This window comes from Streptomyces sp. NPDC091279 (assembly GCF_044757465.1).
Classification (GTDB): Bacteria; Actinomycetota; Actinomycetes; order Streptomycetales; family Streptomycetaceae; genus Streptomyces.
Map to the genome: position 1 here is coordinate 401,745 of NZ_JBIVVA010000009.1, position 21,996 is coordinate 423,740.

The 21,996-nt window shown below is 72.1% G+C and carries 19 protein-coding genes; 3 read left to right on the forward strand and 16 right to left on the reverse strand.

Features of this window, described 5'->3' with window-relative positions:
* Positions 1-57: 57 nt before the first annotated feature.
* The 4 genes from ACIQOU_RS24465 to aroH all read right to left on the reverse strand — a co-directional run bounded on the left by ACIQOU_RS24465 (position 58) and on the right by aroH (position 2,918).
* Positions 58-741, reverse strand: a complete 684-nt coding sequence (locus ACIQOU_RS24465; protein WP_401538958.1) for a lysophospholipid acyltransferase family protein — start codon at positions 739-741, stop codon at positions 58-60.
* Positions 699-1,385, reverse strand: coding sequence for a (d)CMP kinase (cmk, locus tag ACIQOU_RS24470; RefSeq protein WP_401538959.1), 687 nt, complete (start codon positions 1,383-1,385; stop codon positions 699-701). The genes ACIQOU_RS24465 and cmk overlap by 43 nt, the downstream gene beginning before the upstream one ends.
* 88 nt (positions 1,386-1,473) lie before the next feature.
* Positions 1,474-2,559 carry a prephenate dehydrogenase gene (locus tag ACIQOU_RS24475; RefSeq protein WP_401538960.1) on the reverse strand — a complete coding sequence of 362 codons (1,086 nt, stop codon included), beginning with the start codon at positions 2,557-2,559 and terminating at the stop codon, positions 1,474-1,476.
* On the reverse strand, positions 2,556-2,918 hold the full coding sequence (aroH, locus tag ACIQOU_RS24480; RefSeq protein WP_401538961.1) for a chorismate mutase: 363 nt from the start codon (positions 2,916-2,918) through the stop codon (positions 2,556-2,558). The genes ACIQOU_RS24475 and aroH overlap by 4 nt, the downstream gene beginning before the upstream one ends.
* A gap of 213 nt (positions 2,919-3,131) precedes the next feature.
* On the opposite strand from aroH, the gene ACIQOU_RS24485 reads away from it, so the two are divergent.
* Positions 3,132-3,524: a ubiquinol-cytochrome c reductase iron-sulfur subunit gene (locus tag ACIQOU_RS24485; RefSeq protein WP_401538963.1), complete on the forward strand. Its 393-nt coding sequence runs from the start codon at positions 3,132-3,134 to the stop codon at positions 3,522-3,524.
* Between the two features lie 61 nt (positions 3,525-3,585).
* On the opposite strand, the gene ACIQOU_RS24490 is transcribed toward ACIQOU_RS24485, so the two are convergent.
* The 11 genes from ACIQOU_RS24490 to ACIQOU_RS24540 form a co-directional block, all read right to left on the reverse strand.
* Positions 3,586-4,608 carry an ADP-ribosylglycohydrolase family protein gene (locus tag ACIQOU_RS24490; protein ID WP_401538965.1) on the reverse strand — a complete coding sequence of 341 codons (1,023 nt, stop codon included), beginning with the start codon at positions 4,606-4,608 and terminating at the stop codon, positions 3,586-3,588.
* Complete coding sequence (locus ACIQOU_RS24495; protein ID WP_401538967.1) at positions 4,605-5,342, reverse strand: NUDIX hydrolase; 738 nt, start codon at positions 5,340-5,342, stop codon at positions 4,605-4,607. The genes ACIQOU_RS24490 and ACIQOU_RS24495 overlap by 4 nt, the downstream gene beginning before the upstream one ends.
* A gap of 249 nt (positions 5,343-5,591) precedes the next feature.
* Positions 5,592-6,674, reverse strand: coding sequence for a pseudouridine synthase (locus tag ACIQOU_RS24500; protein ID WP_401538968.1), 1,083 nt, complete (start codon positions 6,672-6,674; stop codon positions 5,592-5,594).
* Positions 6,674-7,249 carry an SMC-Scp complex subunit ScpB gene (locus ACIQOU_RS24505; protein ID WP_401539035.1) on the reverse strand — a complete coding sequence of 192 codons (576 nt, stop codon included), beginning with the start codon at positions 7,247-7,249 and terminating at the stop codon, positions 6,674-6,676. Before ACIQOU_RS24505 ends, ACIQOU_RS24500 begins: the two co-directional genes overlap by 1 nt.
* Positions 7,250-7,305: 56 nt before the next feature.
* Positions 7,306-8,430 (reverse strand): segregation and condensation protein A, encoded by a 1,125-nt coding sequence (locus ACIQOU_RS24510; RefSeq protein ID WP_401538970.1) that lies wholly within the window; start codon positions 8,428-8,430, stop codon positions 7,306-7,308.
* 18 nt (positions 8,431-8,448) lie between these two features.
* Entirely contained in the window at positions 8,449-9,009 is a 561-nt protein-coding gene (locus ACIQOU_RS24515; protein WP_401538972.1) for a hypothetical protein, read from the reverse strand.
* Positions 8,994-10,130: a ParA family protein gene (locus ACIQOU_RS24520; RefSeq protein WP_401538973.1), complete on the reverse strand. Its 1,137-nt coding sequence runs from the start codon at positions 10,128-10,130 to the stop codon at positions 8,994-8,996. Before ACIQOU_RS24520 ends, ACIQOU_RS24515 begins: the two co-directional genes overlap by 16 nt.
* 412 nt (positions 10,131-10,542) lie before the next feature.
* Complete coding sequence (ald, locus tag ACIQOU_RS24525) at positions 10,543-11,658, reverse strand: alanine dehydrogenase (RefSeq protein ID WP_401539036.1); 1,116 nt, start codon at positions 11,656-11,658, stop codon at positions 10,543-10,545.
* A gap of 146 nt (positions 11,659-11,804) precedes the next feature.
* Complete coding sequence (locus ACIQOU_RS24530; RefSeq protein ID WP_401538974.1) at positions 11,805-13,958, reverse strand: tetratricopeptide repeat protein; 2,154 nt, start codon at positions 13,956-13,958, stop codon at positions 11,805-11,807.
* A 162-nt stretch (positions 13,959-14,120) separates the two neighbouring features.
* Positions 14,121-14,747, reverse strand: a complete 627-nt coding sequence (locus tag ACIQOU_RS24535; protein WP_401538976.1) for an NUDIX domain-containing protein — start codon at positions 14,745-14,747, stop codon at positions 14,121-14,123.
* A gap of 85 nt (positions 14,748-14,832) precedes the next feature.
* Positions 14,833-16,482, reverse strand: a complete 1,650-nt coding sequence (locus ACIQOU_RS24540; RefSeq protein WP_401538977.1) for a CTP synthase — start codon at positions 16,480-16,482, stop codon at positions 14,833-14,835.
* A 504-nt stretch (positions 16,483-16,986) separates the two neighbouring features.
* Between ACIQOU_RS24540 and ACIQOU_RS24545 the strand changes: the two genes are divergently transcribed.
* Both ACIQOU_RS24545 and ACIQOU_RS24550 read left to right on the forward strand, forming a co-directional pair.
* Positions 16,987-18,789 (forward strand): glycoside hydrolase family 15 protein, encoded by a 1,803-nt coding sequence (locus tag ACIQOU_RS24545; RefSeq protein ID WP_401539037.1) that lies wholly within the window; start codon positions 16,987-16,989, stop codon positions 18,787-18,789.
* Positions 18,790-18,944: 155 nt separating this feature from the next.
* A complete protein-coding gene (locus ACIQOU_RS24550) occupies positions 18,945-20,597 on the forward strand; it encodes a PucR family transcriptional regulator (RefSeq protein ID WP_401538979.1) in 1,653 nt (550 codons plus the stop codon).
* Positions 20,598-20,742: 145 nt separating this feature from the next.
* On the opposite strand, the gene ACIQOU_RS24555 is transcribed toward ACIQOU_RS24550, so the two are convergent.
* Positions 20,743-21,885, reverse strand: a complete 1,143-nt coding sequence (locus ACIQOU_RS24555) for a glycosyltransferase family 4 protein (RefSeq protein ID WP_401538981.1) — start codon at positions 21,883-21,885, stop codon at positions 20,743-20,745.
* Positions 21,886-21,996 lie beyond the last annotated feature (111 nt).

Below are 21,996 nucleotides of genomic sequence, written 5' to 3' on the forward strand. Positions count from 1 at the left end.
CGTGGTGATCGGTGGGCCGTCCCGGTGTCGCCGGACCGGTCCACTACTCAGTGTCGCCTAGCGACCGGTCAGTCGCCTGGCGTTTTCCAGGTGGGCGGTGAGCTGCTGCTGGATGCGTTCGGTGGCCTGGTCGAGGGCCGTGCGGGTGCGGCGCCCCGAACCGTCGCCCGCCGCGAAGGGGGCGCCGAAGACGACGTCCACCCGGGAGCGCAGCGGCGGCACCGCCTTGACCAGCCGGCTGCGCCGCTCGGTGCTGCCCAGCACCGCCACCGGCACCACCTGGGCGTTGCCGCGCAGCGCGAAGTAGGCGAGCCCGGCGCGCAGGGAAGCGAAGTCGCCCTCGCCCCGGGTGCCCTCGGGGAAGATGCCGAGGACCCCGCCGCCCGCCAGCACGTCCAGGGCCCGGGTGATCGCGCCCCGGTCGGTGGTGTCCCGGTCGATCTTCAGCTGCCCGATGCCCGTCAGGAACGGGTCGAGCGGGCCGATGAACGCTTCCTTCTTGATCAGGAAGTGCGTCGGCCGGGGTGCCACGCCCATGACCATCGGGCCGTCGATGTTGTGGGAGTGGTTGACGGCGAGGATGACGGGTCCCGTCGCCGGTACCTTCCAGGCGCCCAGGACGCGCGGCTTCCAGAAGCCGTACATCAGGCCCACGCCGATCCGGCGCCCGATCTCGGCGCCCCGCTCGGAAGGCTCGGTCACTTCGCCGCCCGCTTCTCCTCGACGAGGGTCACGACGCACTCGATGACCTGCGCGAGGGTGAGGTCGGTGGTGTCGACCTCGACCGCGTCGTCGGCCTTGGCCAGCGGCGAGGTCTTGCGGCTGAAGTCGGCCGCGTCCCGCTGGAGGAGTGCCTCGCGGGTGGCGGCGACGTCGGAGCCCTTCAGCTCGCCGCTGCGCCGGGCGGCGCGGGCCTCCGGGGAGGCGGTGAGGAAGATCTTCAGGTCGGCGTCGGGCAGCACCGTCGTCCCGATGTCCCGGCCCTCGACGACGATGCCCCGGGCCGCACCGGCCGCGACGGCGCGCTGGAGTTCGGTGATCCGGGTGCGCACCTCGGGCACCGCGCTGACCGCGCTGACCCGGGAGGAGACCTCTTGGGTGCGGATGGGCCCGGCGACGTCGATGCCGTCGACGGTGATCGTCGGGGCGGCCGGGTCGGTGCCGGAGACGATCTCCGGCTTGCCGGCCACGGCGGCGATCGCGGAGGGGTCGTCGATGTCGATCTCGTGGGTCACCATCCACCAGGTGATCGCCCGGTACTGGGCGCCGGTGTCCAGGTAGCTCAGGCCGAGCTGCGTGGCGACGGCCTTCGACGTGCTCGACTTGCCGGTACCGGCGGGGCCGTCGATGGCGACAATCACGGGCTGGGCGGCGCCGTTTTCCACGGGGGGACACCTTCCTGGTGCGGTGCGGTGGGAGAGTGCGGGGCGCGATCGTGCCCCGTACCAGGTTACTGGCTCGCCGGAGGGCGTTTCACTGCCGGATGGCCCAGCCCCGCTCCCGCAGCGAGGCCGTGAGCACCGGTGCCGCCTTGGGCTCCACCATCAGCTGCACCAGACCCGCCTGCTGACCGGTGGCGTGCTCGATGCGCACGTCCTCGATGTTGACCCCGGCGACCCCCGCGTCGGCGAAGATGCGGGCCAGCTGTCCCGGCTGGTCGTCGATGAGCACGGCGACGACCTCGTAGGCGCGCGGCGCGGAGCCGTGCTTGCCGGGGACCCGGACCTGTCCGGCGTTGCCGCGCCGCAGGACGTCGGCGATGTCGGCGGCGCCCTCGTGCCGTTTGTCCTCGTCGGCGGATTGGAGGGCGCGCAGGGCGCGGACGGTCTCGTCGAGGTCGGCGGAGACGTCGGTGAGGAGGTCGGCGACCGGGCCGGGGTTCGCGGAGAGGATGTCGATCCACATCCGGGGGTCGGAGGCGGCGATCCGGGTGACGTCCCTGATGCCCTGCCCGCACAGCCGCACGGCGGCCTCCTCGGCGTGCTCCAGGCGGGCGGCGACCAGGCTGGAGACCAGGTGCGGCATGTGGGAGACGAGGGCGACGGCGCGGTCGTGGGCGTCGGCGTCCATGACGACCGGCACGGCCCGGCAGTGCGAGACCAGTTCCAGGGCGAGGTTGAGCACCTCGGTGTCGGTGTCGCGGCCGGGGGTGAGGACCCAGGGGCGGCCCTCGAAGAGGTCGGCGGTGGCGGCCAGCGGTCCGGACTTCTCGCGGCCCGACATCGGGTGGGTGCCGAGGTAGGCCGACAGGTCGAGGCCGAGCGCCTCCAGCTCGCGGCGCGGTCCGCCCTTGACGCTGGCGACGTCGAGGTAGCCGCGGGCGACGCCGCGCCGCATGGCATCGGCGAGGACGGCGGCGGTGCGGGCGGGCGGGGCGGCGACGATCGCGAGGTCGACCGGCGCGGTGGGCGGCTCGTCGGTGCCGGCGCCGAGGGCGGCGGCGGTGCGGGCGTGCTCGGGGTCGTGGTCGGCCAGGTGGACGACGACGCCCCGCTGGGCCAGGGCGAGCGCGGCGGACGTGCCGATCAGGCCGGTGCCGATGACGAGTGCGGTCCTCACTGGGCGATGTCCTTGCGCAGGGCGCCCGCGGCACCGAGGTACACGTGCGCGATCTCGGAGCGGGGGCGGTCGGACTCGATGTGGGCGAGGACCCGGACGACGCGGGGCAGGGCGCCCTCGATGTCGAGTTCCTGGGCGCAGATCAGCGGCACGTCGACGAGGCCGAGGCTGCGGGCGGCGGCGGCCGGGAACTCGCAGTGCAGGTCGGGGGTGGCCGTGAACCAGATGCTGATCAGGTCGTCGGCGGTGAGGGCGTTCCGCTCCAGGATGGCGGTGAGCAGGGCCCCGACCTGCTCGTCCATGTGTCCGACCTCGTCCCGTTCCAACTGGACGGCCCCCCGGACCGCTCGTACCGCCACGGTGCTGCTCCTCGTCGTCCGGCGCTTCGGCTCTTCGGCGTCCAGCGTAGCCAGCCCGCCCGGAACGGGATCGTGGCGCCCGCCTCCTGAGACGCCGGGCACGGGCGGTACGCGCGTTTTGGTGACCCTCTCCCGATGTACCCCGCTCTGGGCGTTTCCGGTGCCAAGATGCTGCTGCCTCTCCCCGACCCCCCTCACCTTCGGAGTGACGCCATGACCCACCGTTCGACACGACGCACGATCCTGCTCACCACCGGCGCGGTGACGCTGGCCGCCGCGGGCTGCGGCAACGGCGACAGCCAGGCCGTCGAGGCCGCCCCGAAGGAGCTGGCGAAGACCTCCGAGATCCCGGTCGGCGGCGGCAAGATCTTCAAGGCCAAGAAGGTCGTGGTGACCCAGCCGAAGAAGGGCCACTTCATGTGCTTCTCGGCGATCTGCACCCACCAGGGCTGCACGGTGGCCAAGGTCCGGAACGGCACCATCGACTGCCCGTGCCACGGCAGCAGGTTCCACATCGCCGACGGAACGGTGGCGCACGGCCCGGCGACGAAGGCGCTGCCCGCCAGGAAGATCGAGGTGAAGGGCGCGTCGATCCGCCTGCGGTGACGCCCCCCTCGCCCTGCCCCTGAGCAGCTGGAGCGCGGAGCGAGCCGGCTCCGCGCTCCGGCTAGACGTCCCAGAGCGCCCCGAGGGTCATCAGGTCGCCGCCGTGTTCGATGCGGTCCGCCCACGGGGTCGGCCAGGCGTCCTCACCGAGGTGGGCGCCCGCGAAGGCGCCGGTGAGGCAGGCGATCGAGTCCGAGTCGCCGGAGGTGCAGGCGGCCCGCCGCAGCGCCGTCACGGGCTCCTCGGGGAACCAGAGGAAGCACAACAGGCCGGTCGCCAGGGCCTCTTCGGCGATCCAGCCGGCCCCGGTGGCCAGGCACGGGTCGGTCTCCGGGTCGACGCAGGCCACCGCCGCCGCCAGCCGGTCGAGGATCGCGAGGCACTCGTCCCAGCCGCGCGCGATGAAGTGCTCGGGGCTCGGGTCCTGGCTCCGCGTCCACAGATCCCCGAGCCAGTCGTGCCGGTAGCGGGTGCGCTGCGCCACCGCGTACGCCCTCAACTGATCGACCAGAACGGCGGGTTCGACGCCCTGCGCGAGCAGGTGCACGGCGCGGGCGGTGAGGTCGGAGGCGGCGAGCGCGGTCGGATGGCCATGGGTGAGCCCGGACTGCAACTGGGCGGCGCCCGCCCGCTGTTCGTCGCTGAGCCCGGGGGCGAGCCCGAGCGGCGCGACCCGCATGTTGGCGCCGCATCCCTTGGACTCGATCCGACTGGCGTCCTGCCAGCGGCGGTTGTCGTCCATCAGCAGTTCGCAGGCGGTCAGACAGGTCCGGCCCGGCGCGCGGTTGTTCTCCGGCGACTTGTACCAGGCGACGAACTCCTCCCGCAGCGGCCGCTCCAGCCCCGGCGGCGCGAGCACCCCGCGATCCATGGCGGTGCGCAGCGCGTGGGCCAGGGCCAGCGTCATCTGGGTGTCGTCGGAGACGAAGGCGCGCTGCGGCAGCTCCATGCCGCGCCAGGGACCGCACGTCGCGAGGATCGACGGCACGTCGTTGAACTCGGTGGGGAACCCGAGCGCGTCGCCGAGGGCGAGCCCGAGCAGGGCGCCGGTGGCGGCGCGCTTGTGAACGGTCGTGGTGGTCATGCGGGGCGTCCTTCCCGGGACGGTCGAAGCAGGGGCGGGTGAAGAGCGGCGGCGGGTCCCGCGCGGTAGAGCGCGGCGGGTTTGCCCCGGCCCCGGGTCAGCCGCGCGGCGCCGGTCACCGGCTCGACGAAGCCGGGTGTGGCGAGCACCTTGCGGCGGAAGTTGGGCCGGTCCAGGGCGGTGCCCCAGACCGCCTCGTAGACGTGCCGCAGCTCACCGAGGGTGAACTCGGGCGGGCAGAAGGCGGTGGCGAGCCCGGTGTACTCCAGCTTGGCGCCGACCCGCTCGTGCGCGTCGGCCAGGATGCGCCCGTGGTCGAAGGCGAGCGTCAGGGCCGGTTCGTACGGCAGCCAGGCGGCGCGGGCCGCGTCACTGCCGGCGTGCGGTTCGGGCGCGTCCGGCAGCAGCGCCGCGAAGGCGACGGAGACGACGCGCATCCGGGGGTCCCGGTCGGGCTCGCTGTAGGTCCGCAGCTGCTCCAGGTGGAGCCCGGTGACCTCGGTGAGGCCGGTCTCCTCGGCCAGTTCACGCCGGGCGGCGTTCTCGGCGGACTCGCGTGGTGCCACGAAGCCGCCGGGCAACGCCCACTGACCGGCGTAGGGCTCCTGGCCCCGCTCGACGAGCAGGACATGCAGGGCGCCGGAGCGGACGGTGAGGACAGCGAGGTCGACGGTGACGGCGAAGGGCTCGTAGGCGTACTTGTCGTAGCCGCCGTTGCCGTTGCCGTTGCCCATGAACGCCCCCTGAACGCCGTTCCCCGCACACCGCATTAAGAGTCACTGCGACTCTTAAGGTGCTCCGACCTTAGACCCCGTGATCACCACCCCACAAGTCCCGCGACGCACTCCTCCTCCGCCCCCACGCTTCCTCCACCCCCGCTCCGCACCCGGCCCCAACTCCCCCACCCGGACAGCGCGAAGGCCGGCCCCGGACGTATCCGGAACCGGCCCACACCCGTGGGTGTCGCTCAGGCGATCGCGTGTCTACAGATCGACTTCCTGCATCAGCATGCCGACCTCGGTGTTGGACAGGCGGCGCAGCCAGCCCGACTTCTGGTCGCCCAGGGTGATCGGGCCGAACGCCGTGCGCACCAGCTTCTCGACCGGGAACCCGGCCTCGGAGAGCATCCTGCGCACGATGTGCTTGCGGCCCTCGTGCAGGGTGACCTCGACCAGGTAGTTCTTGCCGGTCTGCTCGACGATCCGGAAGTGGTCGGCGCGGGCGTACCCGTCCTCCAGCTGGATGCCGTCCTTGAGCCGCTTGCCGAGGTCACGCGGGACCGGGCCGACGATCGCGGCGAGGTAGGTCTTCTTCACGCCGTACCGCGGGTGGGTCAGCCGGTGGGCCAGCTCGCCGTGGTTGGTGAGCAGGATGACACCCTCGGTCTCGGTGTCGAGCCGCCCCACGTGGAAGAGCCGGGTCTCACGGTTGGTGACGTAGTGGCCCAGGCACTGCCGGCCGTCCGGGTCCTCCATGGTGGAGACGACACCGGCGGGCTTGTTCAGCGAGAAGAACTGGTACGACTGCGTGGCCACGGTCAGACCGTCGACCTTGACCTCGTCCTTCTCCGGGTCGACCCGCTTGCCCTGCTCCAGGACGATCTCGCCGTTGACCTCGACCCTGGCCTGTTCGATCAGCTCCTCGCAGGCCCGCCGGGAGCCGTAACCGGCCCGCGCCAGGATCTTCTGGAGCCGCTCGCCCTCCTGCTCGGCGCCCGGGAACGTCTTCGGGGGCAGCTTCACGTCCTTCGCCTCGGCGTACCGGTCGCGGTTGCGCTCCTCCGCCCGCGTCTCGAACTCCCGCGAGCGCCCCGGCACCGACCGGCCGCCACGCTGCTGCCCCTGCTTGGGCCCGCCCTTGGCGCCACCGCGTGCCGCACCGCCGCGCCCCGACCTGGGGCCCTCCGGGGAGGCGCCGGGGCCGACGTCGTAGCGGCGCTCCTCGGGGCGGGGCTTGCTGGGGCGGCCCTGCTCGCCCTGCTTCTGGTCCCTGTTCTTGCCGGCGTTCTTGCCGGCCCCGCGGGGGTTGCCGCGCCCGCCGCTCTTGCCGCTACCGCTGCTTCGCATCACATGTCCGTCGTCGAGTTCGTGTGGTCGTCGTCTCCATCCGGTGCGTCCGGATCGAACGACGGTACGGCCTCCTGGGTCTCGGCCTCGATCGCCTCCGCCTCGGGGAGGAAGGGCGCGAGCTCCGGAAGCTCGGCCAGACCGCGCAGGCCCATCCGCTCCAGGAAGTAGTTCGTCGTCGTGTACAGGATCGCACCTGTTTCGGGTTCCGCGCCCGCCTCCTGGACCAGACCCCGTTGCAGGAGGGTCCGCATGACGCCGTCGCAGTTCACTCCGCGCACCGCGGAGACCCGGCTGCGGCTGACCGGCTGGCGGTAGGCGACGACGGAGAGGGTCTCCAGGGCGGCCTGGGTGAGCCGGGCCTGCTGGCCGTCCAGGACGAAGCCCTCGACGGCCGCGGCGTACGCGGGGCGGCTGTAGAAACGCCAGCCGCCCGCGACGAGCCGCAGCTCGAAGCCGCGTCCCTGGGCGGTGTACTCGTCGGCCAGCGCGTGCAGGGCGTCGGTGATCCGGCGGCGGGGCCGCTGGAGGATCTTCGCCAGGTGTTCTTCGGTGGCCGGCTCGTCCACGACCATGAGGACCGCCTCCAGAGCGGGCTTCAGATCGAGGTCGGCGACGGTGGTCGTCTCGCTCACGCCGTTTCCTCCTCGCGCGGCTCGGGCGGTCGGTCGAACTCGTCGGTGACGGTGGGCTCGTCCTCCCCGTCGCCGCCCGTCCAGCGCACGAGGAGATCCCCGAGGACCGTCTCCTGATCCAGCGCGACGGCCTTCTCCCGGTACAGCTCAAGCAGCGCCAGGAACCGGGCAACGACGGTGAGGGTGTCGTCGGTGTCCCCGATCAGGTCCCGGAAGTTCGCCTCGCCCAGCTCCTTGAGCCGCGCGACGACGATCCCGGCCTGCTCCTGCACGCTGACCAGCGGGGCGTGGATGTGATCGACGTACACCTGTGGCCGGGGCCGGGGCTGCATGGCCTGGACGGCGAGCCGCGCGAACCCTTCGGCGCCGATGCTGATGACGACCTCGGGCAGCAGCTCGGCGAGGTGCGGCTCCAGGCCGACGGTACGGGGATAACGGCGCCCCTCGTCCTCCAGACGCCGCTGGAAGATGTCGGCCACCTGCTTGTACGCCCGGTACTGCAACAGCCGCGCGAACAGCAGGTCCCGCGCCTCCAGGAGCGCCAGGTCACCTTCGTCCTCGACCTCGGCGGCGGGCAGCAGCCGGGCCGCCTTCAGATCGAGGAGCGTGGCGGCGACCACCAGGAACTCGGTGGTCTCGTCGAGGTCCCACTGCGACCCCAGACCCCGGATGTACGCCATGAACTCATCGGTGACCCGGGACAGGGCGACCTCGGTGACGTCCATCTTGTGCCGGGAGATCAACTGGAGCAGCAGATCGAACGGCCCCTCGAAGTTCGCCAACCGCACCGTGAAAACGCCGTCGCCACCGGGTTCCTGGGCGCCCTCGGCATCGGCACCGAGGGGAGCGGGCGGGCCGAACGGCTCACCGGCGGGCGCGGAACGGTCCGACGCGGGCACGGACTCGGCGCCGACCTCGGTCTCGGCCCCGGCTCTCGCCTCAAGCCCGGTCGCGGCCTCCGTCGCGGGCTCAGCCTCGGCTTCCGCCTCGGCCGGGAACTCCGCCTCGGCCGCCACCGGCTCGCTCGGTGTCGCTCCGGGGCCCCGCCCGAGCGCCCGCCGCCGGCCACCGGGGGCCGGTCCGGGGCCGGGGCGGGACGCGGGAGCATCGTTCGAGGTCATAGCCCTCGCAGGCTACCTCTACCGTCCTCGCAACCGGCGGACGAGAATGCTCGCGTCCCCGCGGGACTCCAGGTCGGCGAGGACCACGGCGACCGCCTCGCGGACGATCCGTCCCCGGTCGACGGCGAGCCCGTGCTCGCCCCGGAGCACCAGCCGGGCGTGCTCCAGATCCATCAGTTCCTCGGCGGACACGTACACGGTGATCTTCTCGTCGTGCCGTTCCCGCCCGCTGGGCCGCCGGGCGGGCGCCCGGCCACCGCGCTTGCGGGAGCCCGCGTCGCCGGAGGCAGAACCTTCCTGCGCCGCCTGGCGTCGGCCGTCCTCGCCCGAGCCCCGGCTGCGGGACTCCCCGGAGCCGGACTCGGCGGCCGCGTGCTCCGCACCGGAACCGTCGCCGCCCTGGGCCGGCACCGCGTGCGGGGCGTCTTCCGTCGCGGCGACGCCGTCGCTCTCCCCGGCGGGTGCGGGCACCCGCGCCTCACCGCCCGTGCCGCGCCGCGGGGACGACGGCTGGAGCCCCATTCCCCCGGTCGTACGGAAGAGTTCGTCGGCCCCCGGCAGGCTCACTCGGCGTGACACCGGGCGAGCACCTCCCTGGCGAGCTGACGGTAGGCGGCGGCGCCGACGGAGTTGGAGGCGTACGTGGTGATCGGCTCACCGGCGACGGTGGTCTCCGGGAAGCGGACCGTGCGGCCGATGACCGTGTGGTAGACGTGGTCGTCGAACGCCTCGACCACGCGTGCGAGCACCTCACGGCTGTGCACCGTGCGGGAGTCGTACATCGTGGCGAGAATCCCGTCGAGCTCCAGATCCGGGTTGAGCCGTTCCTGAACCTTCTCGATGGTCTCGGTCAGCAGCGCCACACCGCGCAGCGCGAAGAACTCGCACTCCAGCGGCACGATCACCTTGTGGGCGGCCGTGAGGGCGTTGACGGTGAGGAGGCCCAGGGAGGGCTGACAGTCGATCACGATGTAGTCGTAGTCGGCCATCAGGGGCTTCAGGGCGCGCTGGAGCGTGGACTCGCGCGCGACCTCGGAGACCAACTGGACCTCGGCGGCGGACAGGTCGATGTTGCTCGGGAGCAGGTCCATGTTGGGGACCGCGGTCTTCAGGAGCACCTCGTCGGCCGCCATGCCCCGCTCCATGAGCAGGTTGTAGACGGTGAGGTCCAGCTCCATCGGATTGACGCCGAGTCCGACCGACAGCGCGCCCTGCGGGTCGAAGTCGACGAGCAGCACGCGGCGTCCGTACTCCGCGAGCGCGGCACCCAGGTTGATGGTCGACGTGGTCTTGCCGACGCCGCCCTTCTGGTTGCACATCGCGATGATCTTCGCGGGGCCGTGGTCGGCCAGCGGGCCCGGGATCGGGAAGTACGGCAGCGGGCGTCCGGTCGGTCCGATGCGCTCACGGCGCTGTCGGGCGGCGTCGGGCGCGAGCGTGGCCGCGTACTCCGGGTCCGGCTCGTATTCGGCGTCTGGGTCGTAGAAGTGCCCGTCGGGCAGTTCGTCGTAGTCGGCGAATTGGTTGTGGGGCGCGCCACTTCCGTCGCCGGCCATGGCGTTCACGTGATGGCCATCCATGCTCTGGTGTGCTGACTGAGTCACCGCGAACCGCTGGTGGCTCTGATGGGATGCGAAGGTGCGCACCGCTACGGAACCGACAGCCTCGAACCCCGCGGGAACCTGACCCGGTACCGGCATTCCTGGTTGACCACCTCCGGGAGAAAATGTCGACTCATTCACAAGTCGTCTTACCTCCTTGGTGACCAGGAAACTTCTAGACAGGTCAGCGTGGCACCATGCCGACGGTTGGCGACTCTATGGCGTGTCGGGTGTCCGCAGCAACACAATCCGCCGGACCCGGCATGATGTGTCGGCAATGAAACATCCCTCTGTCAAGGGCGTACGACCGTCGCACGGCAGGCTGTGGGGGTGTACGAATCGACCAAAGGGTTACGTTCACGGCTAGTTGGCCGAGTGCGGCAAAGTGACCATACACACATCGGGCCGGACCTTGTGGGCAAGGTCCGGCCCGATGTGCGACGTTGAGGAGCCGTGTTGACGTATCGCCTTTTACCGAAAGGTGACTTGGCGTCTCGGTGACGGGAGCGGTTCAGCCGAGCAGCGTCGTCAGTTCGACGTGCTCCAGGCCGTGCGCCTCGGCGACCTCGCGGTAAACGACCTTGCCGTCATGGGTGTTGAGACCCCGGGCGAGTGCCGGGTCGCGGCGCAGCGCCTGAGCCCAGCCGTGGTCGGCGAGTTCGACGAGGTAGGGCAGCGTGGCGTTGGTGAGCGCGTGGGTCGAGGTGGTGGGGACCGCGCCGGGCATGTTGGCGACGCAGTAGAAGACCGAGCCGTGGACCGGGAAGGTCGGCTCGGCGTGGGTGGTCGGGCGGGAGTCCTCGAAGCAGCCGCCCTGGTCGATCGCGATGTCGACAAGGACACTTCCGGGCTTCATCCGGGAGACCAGTTCGTTGGTGACCAGCTTCGGCGCCTTGGCACCGGGGACCAGGACGGCCCCGATCACGAGGTCGGCCTCCAGGCACGCCTTCTCCAGTTCGAAGGCGTTGGAGACGACGGTCTGGATCTGGGTCCCGAAGATCCGGTCGGCCTCCTTGAGCTTGTTGATGTCCTTGTCGAGCAGCGTGACGCGGAAGCCCATCCCGATGGCGATCTGTGCCGCGTTCCAGCCGGAGACGCCGCCGCCGATGACGACCGCCCGGCCCGCCGCGACGCCGGGCACCCCGCCGGGCAGGACGCCCCGGCCGCCGCCGGCCCGCATCAGGTGGTAGGCGCCGACCTGCGGGGCGAGGCGGCCCGCGACCTCGGACATCGGGGCGAGCAACGGCAGCGCCCGGCTGGGGAGTTCGACCGTCTCGTAGGCGATGGCCGTGGTGCCGGAGGCCAGGAGCGCGTCGGTGCACTCCCTGGACGCGGCGAGGTGCAGGTAGGTGAAGAGGGTCTGGTCCTTGCGGAGGCGGTGGTACTCCTCGGCGATCGGCTCCTTGACCTTGAGCAGCAGGTCGGCGGTGGCCCAGACCTCGTCGGCGGTGGGCACGATCCGCGCGCCGGCGAGGACGTACTCCTCGTCGGTGATGGAGGAGCCGAGCCCGGCGCCCGCCTCGATGGCGACCTGGTGTCCGTGGCGCACCAGCTCGTGCACGCCGGCGGGGGTGATGGCCACCCGGAACTCGTTGTTCTTGACCTCGCGGGGGATGCCGACCAGCACGTCGATCACGGTCCTTGGCTCAGAGGGGGGGGTGGGGCAATACGTCTCATACCCCGACAGGCATGGCGCGCCGGGGTACACCGCAGGAGGAGCTGCGGCAGAGCCAGTCTAATGAAGGTGTTCCCGCTGTCTAGCCTTTCATTGCATCAATCTTTGGCGGATGTACTACGGATTTCGCAGGCGTTAGCGTCATGTTCCAGACGATCGGCGTGATCAGAGCCCTCTCCGGCCCCTGGCGCCACCGGTTCCCCGCGCTCCCCGCGCCCCCGCACCGCGTCCGCCCCTTCCGCCTCGCCCGCCTCGCCCGTCTCCTCCGTCTCCTCGCCGAGCAGCCGCTCGGCCGTGCTGCGGTGCAGACCGGCGGAGGCGGGGTCGCCGAGGTGCTCCAGGGTGTCCGCCAGCCGCAGCTGCAACGCGGCCTGGAGGCGGACGTCCTCGGCCCGGCGCGCCCAGTCCAGCGCCTCGTGGCAGGTGTGCAACGACTCCTCGGGGCGGCCCGCGTACTCCTGGACCCGCGCCAGCTCGCTCAACGCCCGCGCGTGGGCCGCCACCTCGCCCTCCTTGCGGTACCCGGCGACCGCGGCCCGCCAGTTGCGCTGGGCCTCGCCGTAACGGCCCGCGAAGGTCTGCGCGGCGGCGATCCGCCCGTACAGCCGGGCGGCGTCCGCGCGCTCGCCGCGGGCCAGCCGCTGGGCCAGAGCACGCCCGAACCAGTCGGCGGCCCGGTCGTAGTCCCCCAGCTCCAGATGGGCGCCGCCCACCGATTCCATGGCGCGTCCGGTCGCGTACGGGTCGTTCGCCGCTCGCCCGGCGTCCAGCGCCTGCCGGTACCGCGCCAGGGCCTGTGCCGTCCGCCCGGTCTGGGCGTCCAGGTCACCGAGGTTCAGCAGGGCCGCCGCCTTCTCCCGGGGCAGCTCCCGGCGCTCGGCCACGTCGAGGACGAGCCCGTGGACGCCGTAGAGGTCGGGCGCGGCGGCCTGCGTGCCGACGTGCGCGACCGTCGTCCTGACCAGCTGGGACAGCAACCGCCTGGCCAGCGTGTCGAGTTCACCGTCGGCGACGGCGAGGCGGGCGGCGGCCAGCAGGGCGGGCCTGCTCACCCGCAGCCACTCCTCGGCCGCGCGCGGGCTGGCGAAGCGCAGCGAACGCGGCATACCGTGCAGCCGCTCGCGCGCCTCGGGGTTGTCGGTCTCGGTGATGGCCCGGCAGGACTGGAGCAGCCGCACGGTCCGCTCCAGCATCCGGGCGCGGGCCAGTTGCAGTTCGCCCGGCCGGTCCTGGCGTTCGGCGAGCGCCTTGAGCAGGGGGTACAGCGAGCCGGGCACCTCGTAGCGGGGCAGCGGCGAGGGGATGGCCCGCAGCAGGCCGAGGGTGACGAAGTCGTCCAGGGTGGTGCGGGCGCCGCCGATCGAGCAGCCGGCCAGCGCGGACGCGGTGTGCGGGTCGACCAGGCCGGCCGGGGCGAGGGAGAGCAGCCGCAGTATCCGGGCGGCCGGTTCCGGCAGCGAGGTGTACACCAGCCGGAACGCCCGGCTGAGCGGGGTGCCCTCCGCGTCGTCGGCCCGCAGCTGTTTGGCGAGGTCGGAGACGGCGGCCTGGGGGCGGGCGGCGAGCCAGGCGCCGGCCAGGGTGAGGGTGGCGGGGTGGGCCTGGCACTCCTCCACGAGGCCCTCGGCGGCGCACGGGTCGACGGTGATGCGGACGGCGCCGGTGTACCGGGTGAGCAGCTCCAGGGCCGACTTGGTGTCGAGGCCGCCGAGGGTGCAGGGCCGGACGTCGCTCAGACCGGTGAGCGGTCCGTCGGAGACGGCGACGGCGAGGCACTCGGGGCTGTCGGGGAGCAGCGCGTCGACCTGTTCGGCGTCGACGGCGTCGTCGAGCAGGAGCAGCGTCCGGCGGCCCTTGAGGGCGGTGCGCAGGGCCTCGCTCAGGTCGTCCTGGTCGGCTCCGGCCGGGGTCGGCAGGTCGAGGGCGGTGAGCAGCTCACGGGCGGCGCGCTCGACCGGTACGGGGGTGCCGTCGGGTTCGCTGAGGCGGGCCCTGAGCGTGCCGTCGCGGTACCGGGCGGCGACCTGGGAGGCGAGTTCCTCGGCGAGGGCGGTGCGTCCGGAACCGGGGCGTCCGGCGATGAGCAGCACCCGCGCGCGGGGCGCCTTGCGGCCGGCGATGGTGTCGAGCCCCGCGCGTTCGATGTCGGCGAGGAGTTCCTTCAACTCCCTTGCCCGGCCCAGGAACTGACTCTTCGCAGCCGAATGTCCCGACAGCCGTACACCGCCTGTGTCCACCGCCTGATCCGTCACGGGCCACACTCCCGTCCCACCGCACGCGCGAGCCCGCCGGGTCTCCGGATCGGGCGTTTCCAGAGCCTAGTTCACGCTCTGCTACGTTCCGGGCGGAGCGCGGCGGTGAGGTCCCCCGATCGGATCAGCCGATGGTCACACCAATACGCCGCCGGGGGCCGTTCAGGAGGTGAAGGGACGGGCAGGCCAGGGCGCGTCGGCGGGGCGCAGCGCGTCGAGGCCGTCGCCGTGCCGGGCGGCGACGAGCGAGAGCACGCCGACGACCAGGCAGTTGTTGTGCAGCTCGCCCGCGAGGACGCCCCGGACCAGCTCGGCCACCTCCACCCGGGCGTACTCCATGTCGGCCTCCTCGTCCTCGACGGCGAAACGCTCACCGTCCGCCTCGGACAGATTCCGGGCGAGGAAGATCCGTACGGACTCGTCGCAGCCGCCGGGCGTGGTGTAGACGTCGGTCAGCACCCGCCACTCCTCGGCCTTGACGTGCGCCTCCTCGTACAGCTCCCGCTGGGCCGCGTGCAGCGGGTTCTCACCGGGCACGTCGAGCAGCCCCGCCGGGATCTCCCACAGCTTGTGGCGCACGGGGTGGCGGTACTGGCGGATGAGCAGCACCCGGTCGGCGTCGTCGAGCGCGAGGACGGCCACCGAACCGGGGTGCACCTGGTAGTCGCGGCGGACCACGGTACCGTCCGGCATGACCACGTCGTCCGTGCGGACGGCGGTCTTGTTGCCGGTGAACGGGGTCTGGGTCGCCCGGATCTCCCACTGCTCGGGGATGTCCTCGATCGTCATGCCGTGCCTTTCCCGACGTGCGCGTAAGAAAACCGGGGTGCCCACCGTTGAAGGCATGCACCCCGGTCACCGTACAACTGGTGTGTCAGTTCGAGATCTTCCGCTCCACGGCGGCCTTGACCAGACCCGCGAACAGCGGGTGCGGGCGGGTCGGCCGCGAGCGCAGCTCCGGGTGCGCCTGAGTGGCGACCAGGTAGGGGTGGACGTCGCGCGGGTACTCGACGTACTCGACGAGCTTGCCGTCGGGGGAGGTGCCGGAGAAGACCAGACCCGCCTTCTTCTCCAGCTCCGCGCGGTAGGCGTTGTTCACCTCGTAACGGTGCCGGTGGCGCTCCTCGACGTACTCCTTGCCGTCGTACACCTCACGCACCAAGGAGCCCTCGGCGAGCTTGGCCGGGTACATGCCCAGGCGCATGGTGCCGCCCATGTCGCCGTCACCGGCGACGATGTCCAGCTGCTCGGCCATGGTCGAGATGACCGGGTGGCCGGTGGCGGAGTCGAACTCGGTGGAGTTGGCGTCCTCGACACCGGCGAGGTGGCGCGCGGCCTCGATCACGATGCACTGGAGGCCCAGGCAGAGGCCGAGCAGCGGGATCTTGTGCTCGCGGGCGTACTGGATGGCGCCGACCTTGCCGAGCACGCCGCGGTCGCCGAAGCCGCCCGGGATGCAGACGCCGTCGACGTCGGCGAGCGCCTGCGCGGCGCCGGCCGGGGTCTTGCAGTCGTCCGAGGTGACCCACTTGATCGTGACGCGGGCCTTGTGGGCGAAGCCGCCGGCGCGCAGCGCCTCGGTGACCGACAGGTAGGCGTCGGGCAGGTCGATGTACTTGCCGACCAGGGCGAGGGTGATCTCGTGGTCGGGGTTGTGGACGCGGTCGAGCAGGTCGTCCCAGGTCGTCCAGTCCACATCGCGGAACGGCAGGTCCAGCTTGCGGACGACGTAGGCGTCCAGGCCCTCGCCGTGCACGGTCTTGGGGATGTCGTAGATCGAACGCGCGTCCGGGCAGGCGACGACGGCGGCCTCGTCGACGTCGCACATCAGGGAGATCTTGCGCTTGATCGCCGTCGGCACCTCGCGGTCGCAGCGCAGCACGATGGCATCGGGCTGGATGCCGATGTTGCGCAGCGCGGCGACCGAGTGCTGGGTCGGCTTGGTCTTCAGCTCGCCGGAGGGGCCGATGTAGGGCAGCAGCGAGATGTGGACCACGAAGACGTTGTCCCGGCCGACCTCGTGGCGGACCTGGCGGACGGTCTCCAGGAACGGCAGCGACTCGATGTCGCCGACGGTGCCGCCGACCTCGGTGATGACGACGTCGACCTCGTCGGTCGCCATGCGCCGGATGCGGTGCTTGATCTCGTTGGTGATGTGCGGGATGACCTGGACGGTGTCGCCGAGGTACTCGCCGCGGCGCTCCTTGGCGATGACCGTCGAGTAGACCTGGCCGGTGGTGACGTTGGCCGAGCCGTCGAGGTCACGGTCGAGGAAACGCTCGTAGTGGCCGATGTCCAGGTCGGTCTCGGCGCCGTCGTTGGTGACGAACACCTCGCCGTGCTGGAAGGGGTTCATCGTGCCCGGGTCGACGTTCAGGTACGGGTCGAGCTTCTGCATCACGACGCGCAGGCCCCGGGCCTTGAGCAGCATGCCCAGACTGGAGGCCGTCAGGCCCTTCCCGAGGGAGGAGGCGACACCCCCGGTGACGAAGATGTGCTTGGTCGTCGAAGATTTGGGCGGCATGGCCAAGACGGGGCTCCCGTGGTCGCGGTCTGGGGGTGCGGTACGGCCGCCGATCCGGAGGTTCCGGGGGTGCCGTCGCTGCGGTTCGGGGGTTTCTCTCCCACCGGCCCACGGGCTACCAGGCTAACAGCGCCAGCGGGTGATGGCTTCCGGCCACGCTCCGCGCACACCTGGACACGGACCCGTCCTGACACACGGGATTCGCACCCGTCGCTCACCCGGTCGGTCCAATCGGGTTCACCGGAGCGGCACGCAGATGATCTGCGTGCGTCGTATCCTTCTCGGACATTCTCTGCCGGGCCCGTCCCGTCCTGCGGCACCACCCCCGTCCGCCGGCACCGGAACAACCGGAGCTCGTCAGTTCGTTGGAGAGAGAAATGCCGTTTTGCCACAGGGCTTGACGACTGCTTTGCTTCCCCATCGACGACATATGGCAAAGACCCCTTGACCGCACCAGCGACCACCCCCTTTAGGGGTGCCGTGGCCGTTCGACTGGAGTTGCACGTGGCCGGGCGCATCGAAGACTACGCACTCATCGGAGACATGCAGACCGCCGCGCTGGTCTGCCGGGACGGCACAGTCGACTGGCTGTGCCTGCCCCGCTTCGACTCGCATGCCATCTTCGCCGGGCTCCTGGGCACCGAGGATCATGGATTCTGGCGGCTCGGCCCGGCGCACGCGTCGGACGCCGAACCGCCCACCGCGGACCGGCGTACCTACCGGGGCGACTCGCTCATCCTGGAGTCCGAGTGGGACACCCCACGCGGCACCGTCCGGGTGACCGACTTCATGCCGCCCCGCGACGGCGCCCCGCAGCTGATCCGCATCGTGGAGGGCGTCTCGGGCCGGGTCCCGATGCGCTCGGCGCTGCGGATGCGGTTCTCCTACGGGCGGGTCGTGCCGTGGGTGCACAAGCACGACGGGCGCACGGTCGCCGTCGCCGGACCCGACTCGGTGTGGTTCGACACGCCCGCCGAGACCTACGGGAAGTCCCTGACGACGTACGCCGACTTCACGGTCGCCCCCGGTGACCGGATCGCGTTCACCATCTCGTGGGAGCCCTCGCACAAGGAGCCGCCGCCGCTGCCGGACCCGGAGGGTTCGCTGACGGCGACGGAGGAGTTCTGGCGCGAGTGGGTCGAGCACTGCACGTACCACGGGCCCTACCGCGAGGCCGTGATCCGTTCGCTGATCACCCTCAAGGCCCTGACGTACGCGCCCACCGGCGGCATCGTCGCCGCGCCGACCACCTCCCTGCCCGAGGACATCGGCGGCGTCCGCAACTGGGACTACCGCTACACCTGGCTGCGGGACGCGGCGATCACGCTCTCCTCGCTGCTGCGCACCGGCTACCGCGAGGAGGCCCGCGCCTGGCGCGAGTGGCTGCTGCGCGCGGTCGCCGGTGACCCCGAGAACCTCCAGATCATGTACGGCATCGCGGGCGAACGCGAGCTGGGCGAGGCCGAGCTGGACTGGCTGCCCGGCTACGAGAACTCCGCGCCGGTCCGGGTCGGCAACGGCGCCGCGCACCAGCTCCAGCTGGACGTCTACGGCGAGGTCACCGAGGCCCTCCACCTGGGTCACATGACCGGCCTGGCCCGCAACGACTACGCCTCGGTGCTCCAGCTCAAGCTGATCCGCTACCTGGAGCAGCACTGGGACGAGCCGGACGAGGGCATCTGGGAGGTGCGCGGCCCGCGCCGCCACTTCGTGCACTCCAAGGTGATGGCCTGGGTCGCTGTCGACCGCACGATCAAGCTCATCGAGTCCGGCGACGCCGACGGCCCGCTGGAGCGCTGGCGCGAGCTGCGCGACGACATCCACCGGGACGTCTGCGAGAAGGGGTACGACAAGGAGCGCAACACCTTCACGCAGTCCTACGGCTCCAAGGAGCTGGACGCGTCGCTGCTGCTCATCCCGCAGATGGGCTTCCTGCCGCCGGACGACAAGCGGGTCATCGGCACCATCGAGGCGATCCAGCGCGAGCTGTCCACGCAGGACGGCTTCATCCTGCGCTACCCGACCGAGGGCTCGGACGAGGGCGTCGACGGTCTGCCCGGTGACGAGGGCGCGTTCCTGGCCTGCTCGTTCTGGATGGCGGACGACCTCGCGATGATCGGCCGCGTGGACGAGGCCCGCAAGCTGTTCGAGAAGCTCCTCGCCCTCCGCAACGACCTCGGTCTCCTCGCCGAGGAGTGGGACCCGGTCAACCAGCGCCAGGTGGGCAACTTCCCGCAGGCCTTCAGCCATGTCCCCCTCATCGACACGGCCCTGCGCCTGACGGCCTCGGGAGCCTACGGCGGCTGACCGGCACCAGGACCGAAAAGGGCCCGCCCGCACCGGAACATCGGTGCGGGCGGGCCTTTCCGTGCCGGGGTCGCGGGTGGGAGGAGCGGGCCGGGTTTCCCGTCGGATGCTCTCCGGGCTGCCCCTGGGGCATCCGCGCAGGTAGCGTCCGTTTCATGGACAGCGGTAGGGACATCGGTGTGAGCGGCGGATTCGACACCCCGGGCGCCGGCATCACCGTGCAGCGGGCGCTGGAGCTGCCCGGGCTGCGCGGCGGGCTGCCCGAGGTGCTGGCGGGCGCCGACCGGCTGCACCGCACCGTGCGCTGGGTGCACGCGGGCGAGGTGCCCAACATCGCCTCGCTCCTCAAGGGCGGCGAACTGCTGCTGACCACGGGCTACGGGCTCGGCACCCGCCCGGCCGAACAGCGGGCGTTCGTGCGCACGTTGGCGGAACGGGGCATCGCGGCCCTCGTCGTGGAGCTGGGCCCGCGTTTCACCCGGCTGCCCGCCACCCTCGTCGACACGGCGCGGGCGACCGGGCTGCCGTTGGTGCAGCTGCACCGCGAGGTGCCGTTCGTGACGGTCACCGAGGAGATCCACACCGAGATCGTCAACGGGCACTACACGCTCCTCCAGCGCGCCGAGGAGGTGCACCGGCGCTGCACCGAGGCCCTGCTCGGCGGCGGCGGGGTGCCCCAGGTGCTGAGCATCCTCGCCGACTTCAGCGGCAACCCGGTCTTCCTGGAGACCCCCGACGGGCAGCTCCTGTACGCGGCCGGGGCGGGCCCCGAGGGCGCCGAGCCGCTCCAGGTGTGGGAGGGGCTGCGGGCCCAGCACAAGGACGCCCCGCCGGCCGGTTCCGCCCTGGTGGACGTGCCCGGCGGCGGGCCGGGCACCGGGTCCGTGCGGGCCCGCCTGGTGCTGCTGCCGGTGCGGGCCCCGTTGGCGCCGGTGCACCGGATGGCCGCCGAGCGGGCCGCCGGCATCCTCGCCGTGGTGCTGATGCAGGCACGTCAGGAGGAGGAGTTGGCGGCGCGCGGGCGCGGTGACTTCCTGACCGACCTCGCGGAGGGACGGATCGACGCCGGGGACGCTCCGGCGCAGGCGCGGGTGCTGGGCTTCAAGCCGGGTGCGGGGCCGCTGCTGCCGGTCGTGATGCGGCTGGGCGACACCCTGGCGCCGGGCGGCGGCTGGGCGGTGCTGGCGCGGGCGGTCGCCGAGGAACTGGCCTCGGTGGGGGTGCCGGTGCTGCTCGGGGTGCGGCCCGTCGAGGGGCGGGTGCCGCTGCTGCTGGGGCTGCGCTCGGAGTCGGAGCGGTCGGCGGTCGCGGACCGGGTCGCGGTGGCGCTGCGGGCGGGCGTGGAGCGGGCCGGGATGCGGCGCCCCGGCTCCCCCCCGCCGGTGGTGGTGGTCGGGGTGGCCGGCGGCTGGGCTGCGGCGTCGGCGGGGCTGCGGCACGCGGCGGAGACGGCGACCGCGGCGCAGGGGCTGTCGGACCTGCCCTGGTACGACGCCCGGCGCCTGGACATCGACCTGTTGCTGTGGCGGCTGCGGGATCACCGGGACCTGGCGGCGTTCGTGGACCGCGCGATCGGCCCGTTGCAGGACCACGACCGCCGTTCCCGGCCGCCGCTGCTGCCGACCCTGGAGACGTACCTCGCGCATGCGGGCCGCAAGGCGGAGACCGCCCGTGAGCTGCATCTCAACCGGCAGACCCTCTACAACCGCCTCGCCCGCATCGGCGAGTTGCTCGGCACCGACCTCGACGACCCGCAGACGGTACTGGCGTTGAGCCTGGCCCTGCGGGCCCGCCGACACGTGCCCTGACCCATCGGATCAGGTCAATTCCATGGCCGATACCACGTCAACTGGCCGCCCGCCCGGAGCACTTGAGCGCCGATCTCACCCACCGACGCCCCCATGAGCCTGGCCCCGCAAGGCCCCGACCCGCGCCCCGACCGGCGAGTTCAGGTCACATCAATGGCCGATGTCGCGTCAATTCGTCGTACACGCTCAGCACTTGAGCGACGGTCTCGTCCTCGGTCGGCCAACTCGCCGCCTGCCTGACGCCCTTGTCCCGCAGCTCCTCACGGCGCCGGGGGTCGCCCAGCAGCCGCACGACGGTACCGGCGAGGGCGACCGCGTCGCCGTACGGGACGAGTGCGGCGGCGTCGCCCACCAGTTCGGGGATGCCGCCGACGTCGGACGCGACCAGCGGTACCCGGGCCCGGAGGGCCTCCTGCGCGAACAGGGACCGTGCCTCCCAGCGGCTGGGCAGCAGCGCGAGGTCGGCGGCGGCGATCAGGTCGGCCACGTCGTCACGCGGCCCGAGCAGCCGCACGGGGAGTTCCTCGTCGTCGATCCGGCGCTGGAGGTCGGCCCGCAACGGCCCTTCCCCGGCGACCGCGACCAACGGCACGGGGTCGAGGCGGCACCACGCGCGCGAGGCGTCAAGCAGCGTGTGATAGCCCCGATGCCGTTCGAGGGACCCGACCGCCAGCAGCAACGGGCGGTCGACGACGCCGAGTTCGGCCCGCACCTTGGGGCGCAGCGGGTCGACGTCGTCGGGCTTGGAGTTGCCCCGGCTCTGTGGGAGGGGCGGTGCGACGGCGGCGAGCCGGGCGTCCCGCGCGCCGGTGCCGCGCGCCCGGTCGACCAGGGCGGAACTGGTGCCCAGCACGACCGTGGCCGCTCGCACGACCTGCCGCTCCAGCAGGCGCACCAGGTGGGCGCGGGCCCCTTCGGCGTGCGCGCGGTCGTGCCAGGTGACGACCAGCGGGGTGCGCCGTCCGCTGAGGGCGAGCACGGCACGGAACGACGCGTGCAGCCCGTGCGCGTGCACCAGGTCGGCGTTCTTGCAGGCCTCCCGCAGCATCGCCACCGACGTCGGATCGCTGCTGCGGGGCACGTGCACATGGTCGGCGCCGGCCCCGCTGAAGTCGTAGGCGTGATCGGCCTCGACGGGGGCGCACACCGTCACCCGCACGCCCCTCGCGACGAGCCCCAGGGCCAGCGACCGCACATGCGCGCTGCTGCCGGCGTTGCCTCCGCCCAGCACCTGCACGGTGCGCAGCGGAGTCTGACCGGTCGGTGAGTGGCTGCTCACGAGACTCACGTGGCCGGGGCTCCTGGTTCGGGGTGGGACGGTCACGAAAAAAGGGCGTACGCGCTCAAGGATGCCAGGACGCATGCCCGTTCCGGGACCGACGAAGCCCCCACAACCACG